The 11,990-nt window shown below is 68.4% G+C and carries 12 protein-coding genes; 8 read left to right on the top strand and 4 right to left on the bottom strand.

Going from position 1 to position 11,990, the window contains the following annotated elements:
• Positions 1–8: 8 nt before the first annotated feature.
• The 3 genes from ACFQU4_RS06170 to ACFQU4_RS06160 are packed head-to-tail and all read right to left on the bottom strand — an operon-like array spanning position 9 to position 4,055.
• Entirely contained in the window at positions 9–1,175 is a 1,167-nt protein-coding gene (locus ACFQU4_RS06170) for an ABC transporter permease (RefSeq protein ID WP_377488163.1), read from the bottom strand.
• A gap of 7 nt (positions 1,176–1,182) precedes the next feature.
• Positions 1,183–2,181, bottom strand: coding sequence for an ABC transporter permease (locus ACFQU4_RS06165; RefSeq protein ID WP_377488160.1), 999 nt, complete (start codon positions 2,179–2,181; stop codon positions 1,183–1,185).
• Entirely contained in the window at positions 2,178–4,055 is a 1,878-nt protein-coding gene (locus ACFQU4_RS06160) for an ABC transporter substrate-binding protein (RefSeq protein ID WP_377488157.1), read from the bottom strand. Before ACFQU4_RS06160 ends, ACFQU4_RS06165 begins: the two co-directional genes overlap by 4 nt.
• 228 nt (positions 4,056–4,283) lie before the next feature.
• Between ACFQU4_RS06160 and ACFQU4_RS06155 the strand changes: the two genes are divergently transcribed.
• On the top strand, positions 4,284–4,724 hold the full coding sequence (locus tag ACFQU4_RS06155; RefSeq protein WP_377488154.1) for a protein-tyrosine phosphatase family protein: 441 nt from the start codon (positions 4,284–4,286) through the stop codon (positions 4,722–4,724).
• 40 nt (positions 4,725–4,764) lie between these two features.
• Entirely contained in the window at positions 4,765–5,811 is a 1,047-nt protein-coding gene (locus tag ACFQU4_RS06150; RefSeq protein ID WP_377488151.1) for a M48 family metallopeptidase, read from the top strand.
• Positions 5,812–5,827: 16 nt separating this feature from the next.
• Here ACFQU4_RS06150 and ACFQU4_RS06145 read toward each other — a convergent pair whose 3' ends face one another.
• Complete coding sequence (locus tag ACFQU4_RS06145; RefSeq protein ID WP_377488148.1) at positions 5,828–6,196, bottom strand: VOC family protein; 369 nt, start codon at positions 6,194–6,196, stop codon at positions 5,828–5,830.
• A gap of 84 nt (positions 6,197–6,280) precedes the next feature.
• Between ACFQU4_RS06145 and ACFQU4_RS06140 the strand changes: the two genes are divergently transcribed.
• The 6 genes from ACFQU4_RS06140 (at position 6,281) to ACFQU4_RS06115 (ending at position 11,876) form a co-directional block, all read left to right on the top strand.
• Positions 6,281–6,700, top strand: coding sequence for an SRPBCC family protein (locus ACFQU4_RS06140; protein ID WP_377488145.1), 420 nt, complete (start codon positions 6,281–6,283; stop codon positions 6,698–6,700).
• The gene (locus tag ACFQU4_RS06135) at positions 6,697–7,254 is read left to right on the top strand and encodes a TetR/AcrR family transcriptional regulator (protein WP_377488143.1); all 558 of its coding nucleotides are present in this window, start codon (positions 6,697–6,699) and stop codon (positions 7,252–7,254) included. Before ACFQU4_RS06140 ends, ACFQU4_RS06135 begins: the two co-directional genes overlap by 4 nt.
• 55 nt (positions 7,255–7,309) lie before the next feature.
• A complete protein-coding gene (locus tag ACFQU4_RS06130) occupies positions 7,310–7,768 on the top strand; it encodes an AAA family ATPase (RefSeq protein ID WP_377488140.1) in 459 nt (152 codons plus the stop codon).
• Between the two features lie 50 nt (positions 7,769–7,818).
• Complete coding sequence (locus ACFQU4_RS06125) at positions 7,819–8,637, top strand: deoxyribonuclease IV (protein ID WP_377488137.1); 819 nt, start codon at positions 7,819–7,821, stop codon at positions 8,635–8,637.
• Positions 8,638–8,794: 157 nt separating this feature from the next.
• Entirely contained in the window at positions 8,795–10,252 is a 1,458-nt protein-coding gene (locus ACFQU4_RS06120) for an FG-GAP-like repeat-containing protein (protein ID WP_377488134.1), read from the top strand.
• A gap of 25 nt (positions 10,253–10,277) precedes the next feature.
• Positions 10,278–11,876, top strand: a complete 1,599-nt coding sequence (locus ACFQU4_RS06115; protein ID WP_377488131.1) for a glucosaminidase domain-containing protein — start codon at positions 10,278–10,280, stop codon at positions 11,874–11,876.
• The last annotated feature ends 114 nt before the right edge of the window (positions 11,877–11,990 follow it).

The following is an 11,990-nucleotide window of genomic DNA, read 5'->3' as shown; positions in this document are numbered from 1 at the left end:
GATCCCCCTCAGTTCTTGTACGGATCCGCGGCATCCCGCAGCCCGTCCCCGACGAAGTTCAGCGCCAGCACGGCCAGCACCACGGCCAGGCCGGGCAGCATCAGCCAGGGTGCGGTGGCGACCACCCGGATGTTCTGCGCCTCCTGCAACAGCACACCCCAGCTGACCACCGGCGCCTGCAACCCCAGGCCGAGGAAGGAGAGTGCCGTCTCGGCCAAGATCATCGACGGCACCGACAGGGTCAGCGAGGCGATCAGGTGGCTGCTGAACAAGGGCAGCAGGTGCCGGAAGATCATCCGCGGGGCCCGGTTGCCGTCCAGCCGGGCCGCCGTGACGAACTCCTCCTCCCGCAGCGAGAGGAACCGGCCCCGGGTGACCCGGGCCAGCTCGGTCCAGGCGAAGATCGCCAGGATCGAGGTGATCGCGAAGTAGCGCTGCAGCGGACCCCAGTCGCCCGGCACCGCGGCGGCCAGCCCGAGCCACAGGGGCAGCGTCGGTACCGACATGAAGAACTCGACGATCCGCTGGATCACCGTGTCGACCCGGCCGCCGAAGAAGCCGGAGATGCCGCCGAGGCCGACCCCGAGCAGGAAGGCCAGGGCGACGCCGAGCAGGCCGATCGTCATCGACACCCGGGTCCCGTGGACGATCCGGGACAGCACGTCGCGGCCGTTGCGGTCCGACCCCAGCAGATACATCGGCTGGCTGTCGTCGACCGGCCCGAGCAGGTGCCGGTTGCCCTCGAACAGCCCCCACATCCGGTAGCTCTCCGCCGAGGTGTCGAAGAACTGCAACGGGATCCGGGTGTCCGGGTCGACCCGGTAGATCAACTTCAGCGACTCCGGATCCATCTCGGAGGTGTAGCCGTTCACGTACGGCCCGAACCGGACGCCGCCGTCGGACACATCGACGAACTGGACCAGCTGCGGCGGCGCGTACGGATACGCCTCGTTGAACGAGTCGCTGTTGTACGGCGCCAGGAACTCGCCGAACAGCGCGACCAGGTAGAACAAGATCGTGATCACGGCACCGGCCATGGCCAGCTTGTGCCGCCGGAACGCCCGCCAGACCAGTCGCCCCTGGCTCGCGGTCGACAGGTCCTTCGCGGTGGCGGCCGGCGCGGGCTGATCCACCGGCTCCCGCTCTTCGACAAGCTCAGGGATCGAGGACGTCATGATCACCTCACCCGCCGATCCGGAGCCGGATCCGCGGATCCAACCAGGCCAGGGCGAAGTCGGACAGCAGGGTTCCGATCACCGTGAGCACGGAGACGATCAGGATGATCGAGCCGGCCAGATACATGTCCTGGCTGAGCAGCGAGCTGAGCAGCACCGGTCCGGTGGTCGGCAGCGACAGCACCTGGGCCACGATCACCTCGCCGGAGACCAGGGCCGGCAGCACCCAGCCGATCGTCGAGATGAACGGGTTGAGGGCGACCCGGAGCGGATACTTCATGATCAACTTCCGCTCCGGGATGCCGCGGGCCCGGGCCGCGATCACGTACGGCTTGCGCAGTTCGTCCAGCAGGTTGGCCCGGAGGATCCTGATCAGGCCCGCGGTGCCCGCCATGCCGAGGACGACGACCGGCACCCAGAGGTGACCGAACAGGTCGAGGATCCGGCCCAGGTTCCAGTTGGCGTCGGCGAAGTCGGGCGAGAACAGCCCACCGACACTGGCCCCGAAGAACCGGTAGCCGACGTACATCAGCACCAGGGCGATCAGGAAGTTCGGCACCGCGAGGCCGAGGAAGCCGATCGTGGTGGCCAGGTAGTCGCCGAACTTGTACTGCCGGATCGCCGAGTAGAGCCCGACCGGCAGCGCGATGATCCAGGTGAAGATCAAGGTACAGAGCGCGATCATGACGGTCAGCGGCAGCCGTTGGGCCAGCACGGTGGTGACCGGCCGGTTCAGTTGGAACGACTCGCCGAAGTCCCCGGTCAGGATGCCGCCGATCCACTTGCCGTACTGCACCCAGAGCGGCGAGTCGAGGCCGTATCTCAGTTCCAGGGCGGCGATCCGGGCCTGGTCCACCTCGCCGCCCTGGGCCCGCATCTGCGCGATCAGGGTGGTCAGGTAGTCGCCCGGCGGCAGCGAGATGATCAAGAACGTGACGATGCTGATCAGGAAGACCGTCGGGACCATGTAGAGCAGTCGGCGCACCACGTAGCTGATCATGATCATGACTCCAGGTAGTAGGTCGTCATGTTGGTGACCGCCGGGTACGGGCACTTGAAGGACATCCACATCTGGTCGTCGCCCGGCACGTTGCGCAACCGGTTCGTCCTGACGCAGAAGGGCTCGCCCGGCAACGAGATGCCCATCGTCCAGAACTCGGCCCGGGCGATCTCGATCACCTCCTGGATCGCCGCGTACTGCGTGTCCCGGTCGGCCGTGCCGACGACCCGCTCGCGGTAGATCGACATCTGCCGTTGCATCACGGCGGGTGGTGGTTCGTTCGGCTCGCCGCCCTCGTACCAGCGCGACCACAGCGGCGCGTACGACGATCCGCCGGTGGCGAACAGCCAGCGCGGATCGGCGAGCAGGTCGAGATAGCCGATCTCGCCCTTGTCCAGCGTGCAGTCGTAGTCGTTCGCGTCCAGCCGGGTCGAGACCAGCTCCGAGCTCGCCGTCTCGATCCGCAGCTCGATCCCGACCTGCGCCCAGGTCCGCTTGACGAACTCCATGCAGTCGATCAGGTCCTGGTAGCGCGACTGGCACAGCACCGTGATCACGATCGGCTTGCCGTCGTCGCCGAGCAGCCGTCCCTCGCCGTCCCGCTCGGTGTAGCCGGCCCGGCCGAGATGATCACGGGCCAGCTCGAGGTCGAACTCGGTGTACTGGGTGCCGAAGGCCTCCGCGTCGTAGAACGGGACCTCGGGTCGTGGTGCCGTCTGCCACGGCCGGCCCTGGCGCAGATAGACCAGGTCGATGATCTGCTGCCGGTTGATCGCGTGCGACAGGCCGATCCGGAAGTCCTTGTTCTGGAACATCTTCCGGCGGACCGGGTCCGGATGGGTCAGATTGATGCAGATCCCGACCGTGTTGTGGTTCGGCTCCTGGACCTTGATCAACTGGTAGTCGCCGAGGTCCTGTCCGTCGCTGAGCACCGGCCGGTTCTTCGGGATCGTGATCTCCTGCCGCTGGTAGAGGTCGACGTCCCCGTTCGCGGCGGCGAGCAGCAGCGGCCCCTCCTCGGCGAAGAAGGTGAACACCACCGAGTCGAGGTACGGCAGCTGGCTGCCGTCCGGATCGACCTTCCAGTAATAGGGATTGCGCTCCCACACCTGCCGGCCGCCGTCACCGTGCGGATTGCGCGGCACCCAGGCGCTGAGCACCGGCAGGTCGATGTTCTCCAGTTCGTCGATCTTGGCCAGGAAGTCCTGGCTCCAGTCGTCCGGGAGGTCGGGGTTGATGCCGCCGTGGAACTGTTCCAGGTAGTGCCGCGGCAACAGCCGGAACGGCGGCCCGTGGATCGCGATCTGCTCGAGAAACAAGGAGTTCGGGCTGTCGAAGGCGAACCGGACCTCCCAGTCGCCGCTGGCGCTGACCCGGACCGGGCGGCCGCCGGCGGTGAGCGCCCGCGGCTCCACCGGGGTCACGCTCTCGTTCCGCAGGACGTTCTCGTACCACCAGGTCAGATCGGCCGCGGTGAGCGGCTCACCGTCGGACCAGCGCATCCCTTCGCGCAGGTGGAAGACGTAGAGCGCCCCGTCCCGCTCCACCTCGTACGCCTCGGCGATGTTGGGGATGATCTCCCGGTACCCGGGATCCCAGGTGATCAGATGATCATGGACGACGGTCATCCAGAGCCAGCTGGCGTCGGTGCTCTCCAGCACGGTCTGCAGCGCGCCGCCGTACACCCCGATCTGATCGAGCGGTTCGATCACCCGGGGGTTCCGCGGCAGTCGCTGCTCGACCGGCGGCAGCGCCCCGGCGGCCACCTGCTCGGCCAGCGTCGGCGCCTCGGTTCCCTTGGGCCCGGCCTTCGCCTCGTTCCGGTCCGGCTCCAGGGAGAAGAAGGCGCAGCCGCCGAGACCGGCCGCACCGGCGGTCACGCCCGCCAGCGAAAGGAAGGCCTTGCGATTGAACACCGGCTGCCGGGAAGGTCCCCCGGGCCAGGGCGTCGAGCGACCCTGCCACATCGGCGTCATCTCCCTCGATGAGATGCCGTTAATCCGCTGTGCAACATCACTACTCCGCACTGCGGAATTCGTGATTTAAGCTTAAACGCTGATCGGTGGTCGGTCAATGGGTTGTCGCGGCACTCCGCCATCCTTGGACGCATGGAGACGTGGAGTGATCGGACCAACGGCCTGGTGGTGCTGCCGGACGGACGCCGGCTTCGCGGGCGCGGGCTCCGGCACGGCCGGCCGGAGGGTTCGGAGCGGCCGCAGCTCGGCGTCTATCTGACCGGCAAGCCGCATCGGGAGGACGGCTGGGAGTCGGTCTGGATCCGCTGGCCGGACTTCCGGCTGCCCCACTCCAGGACGGAGGCGATCCGGGTGCTGCGGCGCGTTCATGATCATTCGGCGACGCAGCGGGTCGAGCTCGCGTGCGGCGGTGGGATCGGCCGGACAGGTACGGCGGTGGCGATCATGGCCCGACTGAGCGGAGTGCCGGCCGCTGAGGCCGTCGCGTGGACCCGGGAGCACTACCACCCGCGAGCGGTGGAGACCACCTGGCAGCGCAGGTTTGTCGCCCGGGTCGACCTCGACCACGGCTGATCACCGGCCGCTGGTTCGGCCGCGGACTACCCTCGGTGCCATGACCGAAGACACCTCGCGGCCGGGGCGGGTCCGGTTCCCGGATCTCAGCCCGCGCGCGTACGAACACCCCGCCGACCGCGGTGCCCTGGTGGCGCTGCGCGCGATCCCCGGCTTCGACCAGGTGCTCAAGGCGATCTCGGGAGCGATCGGCGAGCGCAGCGTCCGGCTGGCCTTCCTGGCCACCTCGATCCGGGTGTCGCCGCGTCAGTTCTCCGAACTGCACCAGGTGCTCTCCGAGTGCGCCACGACGCTGGACCTGCAGCCGGTGCCCGAGCTGTACGTGCACCGCGACCCGGTGCCCAATGCGATGGCGATCGGGCTGGACAAGCCGATCATCGTGATCAGCACCGGCATGCTCGACATCGTCGATCATGAAGGGCTGCGGTTCGTGGTCGGGCACGAGGTCGGGCACGTGCTGTCCGGGCACGCGCTCTACCGGACGATGCTGTTGCAGCTGATCGCGATCGCGAACTCGATCCAGTGGATGCCGATCGGCGCCTGGGGCCTGCGGGCGATCATCCTCGGCCTGAACGAGTGGTTCCGGAAGTCCGAGCTGTCCTGCGACCGGGCCGGGCTGCTCTGCGGCCAGGACCCGAAGGCCGCTCTGCGCGTCCACGCCGCGCTCGCCGGGGCGAAGGATCCCGACGAGATGGACACCACGGCGTTCCTTGATCAGGCCAAGGAGTACGAGTCCGGCGGCGACATCCGGGACAGCTTCCTCAAGATCCTGCAGACGGCCGACCTGACCCACCCGATGGCAGCACTGCGGGCCGCGGAGCTGCAGAAGTGGGTCCAGGACGGCTACGAGGACGTGCTGGCCGGCAACTACCCGCGCCGCTCGGCCGACAAGGACGCCCCGCTGAGCGAGGACGTGAAGGCGGCCGCAGCCTCGTACCGGAAGGACTTCGAGACGTCGGCCGACCCCCTGTTCAAGGTGCTCAACAAGGCGGGCACGGTGATCAGCGGCGTCGGCGGCAGTGCCGCGAACCGGATGCGGGACTGGTGGAAGAGCGGTCCGGGCAGCCGGCCCAACGACGATCGCTGATGATCATGACCGGCTTTCAGGGTGCCGCGGCCGGCTGGCCGAGGTGCACGACGTTGCCGTCGAAGTCCCTGACCTGCGCCGTCCGTTCGCCCCAGGGCTGGTCGGTCGGCTCCACGTCGACCGGCACGCCCGCCGCCCGGAGTTGATCAACGGCGGCGTCGCAGTCGTCCACGTACAGCCAGAGGGCGAACCGGCGTGACGGCTCGGTCGCCTCGGGATCGCGACCGATGCCGAGCTTGGTTCCGCCGAGGGTCAGCGATACGAAGTCCGGCGGGCCTTCGTCCGGGAATTGGTAGGTCACCTCCGCACCCACCAGGTCGCGGTAGAACCGCAGCGCGTGTGCCACGTCCGGCACGGCGATGATCGGAAACGATTCCCGGTACATCCGTACTCCCTTCGTCGAGGTTCACCCCTACCACGTCCGGGCCTGCCCGAAATCGACACCGGAGCCGTGTGTACCATTTGGTACATGAAGGTGGAACTGGAGAGCGCGATCGATGCGCCGGCCTCGGTGGTGTGGTCGATCATCGCCGACGTCGAGCGCTGGCCGGAGTGGACCGCGTCGATGACCTCGATCCGGCTGCTCGACGAGGAACTCAGGGTCGGCGCCAAGGTCGAGGTCGTCCAGCCGAAGCTGCCGAAGGCGGTCTGGACCGTGAGCCGGCTCGACGAGGGCAGCCGGTTCGACTGGACCGCCGACTCGACCGGGTTGACGACGGTCGGCCGCCACTCGGTCGAACCGACCGCGACCGGTTCCCGGGCGGAGTTGGGCTTCGAGCAGACCGGACCGATGGCCGGGCTGTTCGGGCTGCTGCTCGGCAAGCTGGCCCGGAACTACGTCGCGATGGAGATGGCCGGCCTCAAGGAACGGTCCGAGGCCACTCGGTGACGGGTCGGCAGGCGCTGCTGGACCGCGCTGTCGACTATCTGTCCCGGTCCGGGATCGGTGACATCAGCCTGCGCCGGCTGGCCGAGGAACTCGGCACCAGCCACCGGATGGTGATCTACCACTTCGGTTCCCGGGACGGGCTGCTGACGGCGGTCGTCGCCGAGGTGGAGCGACAGCAGCGGGACCTGCTCGACGCCGTGATGGATCCCGACCTGCCCACCATCGAGCAGGGCCGCGACTACTGGCGGGCGGTGGTGGCGGCCACCGAGCGGCACGGCCGGTTGTTCTTCGAGCTCGGCGCCCACGCGATGCAGGACCGGGAGCACGCGCGTCCGCTGCGGCGCGGGCTGATCGATCCCTGGCTGCCGCCGCTGGAGGCGTTGTGCCGTGGGCTCGACGTACCGGAGCAGGACGTGATCCCGACCGCTCGGCTGGCCCTGGCGACCGCGCGCGGACTGCTGTTCGACCTGTTGCTGACCGGTGATCGGGTCGAGGTGGACGCCGCCGCCGAGCAGCTGAACCAGTTGCTCGTACGAAGATCGTTGCGATCTTGAACGACATTGCCCGATCTGCCGGATCCGGCGGCCCGGTGGGTGCAGAATCACGATCATGAAGCAGTACCCGGTTCGGCGGGCGACGGCGCCGACCCTCCACCTGCTCGCGAGCCCCGACGGTTCCGGCACCTCTGACCTCGCCCGGGAGCTGGAGCGGAGCAATCCTGCGGTCCGATTCACCCTCGACGAATGGCTGCAGCAGCTCTATCGGCTGCCGGACGACGATCCGGGCTACGGCAAGCTCGCCGAGCGCTGCACCGACCTGATCTGGGACATCGCCTGCCAAGTGCTCGGCGCCGGTGTCGACGCGGTGCTGGACTGGAACCAGTGGAGCCGGTCGGAGCGGGAGGCCTGGCAGGACCGGGCCCGGATCGCCGGTTTCCGGGCCGCCCTGCATCTGCTGCCCGGCCGGGCCGAGCAACCGGACCGGCGCTTCGAGGAGCCCTGCTCCGACGAGGAGCTGGAGATCAGGATCGTGAGTCCGGAGCGGAAGCTCCCGACCAGCCTGGACTGAGCCGGCGGCCCGCGGGTCGGGTGTCGGTGCCGGGCACTAGGGTCGGCCGGGTGACTGACACGCTGACAGCAGAGACCCTCGCCATCGGCGGCCACGGGGAGCAGGACGACCCGATCGCGGAGGCGGTCGCCCGGCAGGCGAACCTGGCGCAGTTCTTCCTCGGCGACCCGCAGGGCTGGAAGGCGCCGACGGTCGCCTATGCCGGCGGCGCCGCTGCGCTGCGGGAGGCGGCCGAGGCCGCCAAGATCACGTTGTACGTGCACGCGCCGTACGTGTTGAACGTGGCGACCTCGAACAACCGGATCCGGATCCCGAGCCGGAAGCTGCTGCAGCAGACGGTCACGCTGGCGGCCGAGGTCGGCGCGGCCGGGGTGATCGTGCACGGCGGCCACGGGCTGAAGGACGACGACCCGGAGGGCGGCTTCGACAACTGGCGCAAGTGCGTCGACCGGCTGGACGCGCCGGTGCCGATCCTGATCGAGAACACCGCCGGCGGCGACAACGCGATGGCCCGCCGGCTGGACCGGATCGCCCGGCTCTGGGACGCGATCGGGGAGGCCGAGGGCGGCGACCGGGTCGGCTTCTGCCTGGACACCTGCCATGCGCACGCGGGCGGCGAGGATCTGACCGGGGTGGTGGACCGGGTGAAGGCGATCACCGGCAGGGTCGACCTGGTGCATGCCAACAACTCCCGCGACCCGTTCGACTCCGGCGCGGACCGGCACGCCAACTTCGCCGACGGCGAGATCGCGGGCGAATCGCTGCTGCACGTGGTGACCACGGCCGGGGCGCCGGTGATCGTCGAGACGCCGGGCGGCCGGGAAGGTCAGGCCGCGGACATCGCGTGGATGCGGGAGCGGCTGACGTAGGCCCGCGCCGGGTTACGGACATCGCCACGTCAGCGTCGCGTCAGATCGCGGTGAGTCCCGCCTCGTAAAACGGTGCCACCGGCACCGAGCCGGCCGACGGGGCGCTGGTCAGGGTTGACGCTTCCTCGTCGTCACTGCGCGAGGAAGTGAGACTGCGATGCGAACGAATGTGCTCGCCCGACGCGAGCCCCTCAGTCTGCGCCTGGCCGCCGTTGTGGTGGCGTTGGCGCTCGGACTCTTCGGCGGGGTGGCCGCGCCGATCCTGACCGGATCCGAACGGCCGGCGTACGCGGCGGCCACCCGGGCCGGTATTGCGGAGACCGCGAACCGCCAGGTCGGCTACCAGGCACCGGGAAGCCAGTGCCAGCCGTACGGTCCGTTGTGCGATGACTGGTGCGCCATGTTCGCCACCTGGGTCTGGGAGAAGTCCGGCGTCGCCGGTGCTCCGCGGTCGACGTACGTGGCGACCGGGATCGGCCAGTGGGGCGTGTCGAAGGGCCTGTTCAAGCGGCGCCCGGCCGGCCAGCGCGGCAATCCGCTGCCCGGCGACATCGTCGTGTACGGCGAGCCCGGCTCCGGTGTCGGCGGTCACGTGTCGGTCGTCTACTCGGTGAACCGAGACGGCACGATCACCACGATCGACGGCAACTACAGCAACGCGGTCAAGAAGCGGACGATCAATCCGGCGACGGCCCGGGCGGGCGGCCGCAACGTGTTGATCTCCGGCTATGTCGCACCGCCCGGGGTGACCGACACTCCTCCTCCGCCGCCGAAGCCGACCGGCACGGTGGGCGACTTCTCCGGTGACGGGTTCTCCGACGTCCTCGGCGCCGATGCGAAGGGCAACCTCTTCTACTACCCGAACAACTCCAACGCCTCCGGGAAGTTCAAGCCCGCCCTCGGCATCCGGGCCGCGATCGACCACGGCTGGAGCAGCTACCCGCACGTGATGTCCGCCGACTTCTCCGGCGACCGGCACGCCGATGTCCTCGCCGTCGATGTCAAGGGCAATCTCTTCTACTACCCCAACAACTCACGGGCCGGCGGGAAGTGGAATCCGGCGCTCGGCAAGCGCGCCCAGCTCGGGCACGGCTGGAGCACCATGAAGTTCGTCCAGGCGGCCGACTTCTCCGGTCACGGCCACGCCGATCTCATCGCCGTCGACGCCAAGGGGACGATGTTCTACTACCCGAACAACTCCAAGGCGACCGGCACCTGGAAGCCCGCCCTCGGCAAGCCCATCGTGATCGGCCACGGCTGGAACACCATGAAGTTCGTCCAGGCCGCCGACTTCTCGGGTGACAAGTACGCCGACATCATCGCGGTCGACGCCAAGGGCGGGATGTTCTATTACCCGAACAACTCGAACGCGTCCGGGAAGTTCAAGCCGACCCTCGGCAAGCGGGCCCAGATCGGCCACGGCTGGAACACGATGAAGCATCTCCAGGCCGCCGACTTCTCCGGCGACAAGCACGCCGACATCGTCGCCATCGACGCCAAGGGCGGCCTGTTCTACTACCCCAACAGCTCCCGGGTCACCGGGAAATGGCAGCCCGCCCTCGGCAAGCGCGCCCAGATCGGGCACGGCTGGAACACGTTCCAAGCCATCGCCTGAGCTCCGACCCGGAAAGGAAATGATCATGAAGTCTCGCAAGATCTTGAGCCGGTTCCGGTCGGTGTTCGCCGCCGGGCTCGCCGTGACGGGGATCGTCGCGGCCGGGCTGGTCACGGCGCAGCCCGCCCAGGCCGATCCGCAGTCCTACTTCGCCAAGACGGTGCCCGGTGCGCAGGCGACCCAGCAGGAGTTCCGGGTGCCGGCGTCGGTGACCCTGGCGCAGTCCGCGCTGGAGTCCGCGTGGGGCGCCAGCAAGCTGTCCAAGAACGACAACAACTACTTCGGCATCAAGTGCGGCAGCGGTGGTGATCATGGTCCGATCGCGATCGGCTGCCACGACTACCCGACCGAGGAATGCACGCCGGGTTGTCACACCGAGCACGCGTACTTCCGGGTCTACCGGAGCACCACCGACGGGCTCCGCGACTACGGCCGGATCCTGTCCACACTGCCCCGCTACGCGGCTGCCTTCAAGTACGTGAACAACCCGGACCAGTTCGCCCGCGAGGTGCAGAAGGGCGGCTGGGCGACCGATCCGGATTACGCGAACAAGCTGATCTCGATCATGAAGAAGTACAACCTGTACAAGTACAACACCGGAGCCCCCAGCCCGAAGCCAGCCGGCACGGTGGGCGACTTCTCCGGCGACGGCTTCTCCGACATCCTCGGCGCCGACGCCAAGGGCAACCTCTTCTACTACCCGAACAACTCCAACGCCACCGGCAAGTTCAAGCCCGCCCTCGGCATCCGCGCCACCATCGGCCACGGCTGGAGCAGCTACCCCCACCTGATGTCCGCCGACTTCTCCGGCGACCGGCACGCCGACGTCCTCGCCGTCGACACCAAGGGCAACCTCTTCTACTACCCCAACAACTCCAACGCCACCGGCAAGTGGAAGCCGGCCCTCGGCAAGCGGATCCAACTCGGACACGGCTGGATCGGCATGAAGTTCGTCCAGGCCGCCGACTTCTCCGGCGACGGCCACGCCGACCTCATCGCCGTCGACACCAAGGGCAACCTGCTCTACTACCCCAACAACTCCAAGGCGACCGGCACCTGGAAACCAGCCCTCGGCAAGCCCATCGTGATCGGCCACGGCTGGAGCACCATGAAGTTCGTCCAGTCCGCCGACTTCTCCGGCGACAAGCACGCCGACATCATCGCCGTGGACACCAAGGGCGGGATGTACTACTACCCCAACAACTCCAACGCCACCGGAAAGTTCAAGCCCGCCCTCGGCAAGCGGACCCAGATCGGCCACGGCTGGAACACCATGAAGCACCTCCAGGCCGCCGACTTCTCCGGCGACAAACACGCCGACATCATCGCCGTCGACACCAAGGGCGGCATGTACTACTACCCCAACAATTCAAGGGCCACCGGCACATGGCAGCCCGCCCTCGGCAAACGCACCCAGATCGGCCACGGCTGGACCACCTTCCAAGCCATCGCCTGCCCCCCCCCCCCCCCCCCCCCCCCCCCCCACGACGAACCACCGGCAGCCACCCGCTGCCGGTGGTTCGCCACACTGTCTACCCTCGTGACTCGATCACCGCCCGGTCACCCGATGACGGCGAACATGATCAGCGACCGGCTCGAGGCGGCCCCCAGAGGGAAGCCATGATCAAGAAAGCGGTCGGAGTCCGGGGGTGGGTGCGCGGACGTGGACGGGCCTGGCGGGAGCCCGCATCGCAGTACTGCGGCAGCGGCACCCAGACCATCGCGGGCGGATGGTTGT

It is taken from the genome of Microlunatus sp. GCM10028923, from assembly GCF_042666975.1.
GTDB lineage: Bacteria > Actinomycetota > Actinomycetes > Propionibacteriales > Propionibacteriaceae > Microlunatus.
This window is presented reverse-complemented; position numbering and strand designations above follow the sequence as displayed.

Coding starts and splice junctions, on each gene's coding strand:
- ACFQU4_RS06170 (WP_377488163.1), bottom strand. CDS start 1,175: ATGACGTCCTCGATCCCTGAGCTTGTCGAAGAGCGGGAGCCGGTGGAT.
- ACFQU4_RS06165 (WP_377488160.1), bottom strand. CDS start 2,181: ATGATCATGATCAGCTACGTGGTGCGCCGACTGCTCTACATGGTCCCG.
- ACFQU4_RS06155 (WP_377488154.1), top strand. CDS start 4,284: ATGGAGACGTGGAGTGATCGGACCAACGGCCTGGTGGTGCTGCCGGAC.
- ACFQU4_RS06150 (WP_377488151.1), top strand. CDS start 4,765: ATGACCGAAGACACCTCGCGGCCGGGGCGGGTCCGGTTCCCGGATCTC.
- ACFQU4_RS06145 (WP_377488148.1), bottom strand. CDS start 6,196: ATGTACCGGGAATCGTTTCCGATCATCGCCGTGCCGGACGTGGCACAC.
- ACFQU4_RS06140 (WP_377488145.1), top strand. CDS start 6,281: ATGAAGGTGGAACTGGAGAGCGCGATCGATGCGCCGGCCTCGGTGGTG.
- ACFQU4_RS06130 (WP_377488140.1), top strand. CDS start 7,310: ATGAAGCAGTACCCGGTTCGGCGGGCGACGGCGCCGACCCTCCACCTG.
- ACFQU4_RS06120 (WP_377488134.1), top strand. CDS start 8,795: ATGCGAACGAATGTGCTCGCCCGACGCGAGCCCCTCAGTCTGCGCCTG.
- ACFQU4_RS06115 (WP_377488131.1), top strand. CDS start 10,278: ATGAAGTCTCGCAAGATCTTGAGCCGGTTCCGGTCGGTGTTCGCCGCC.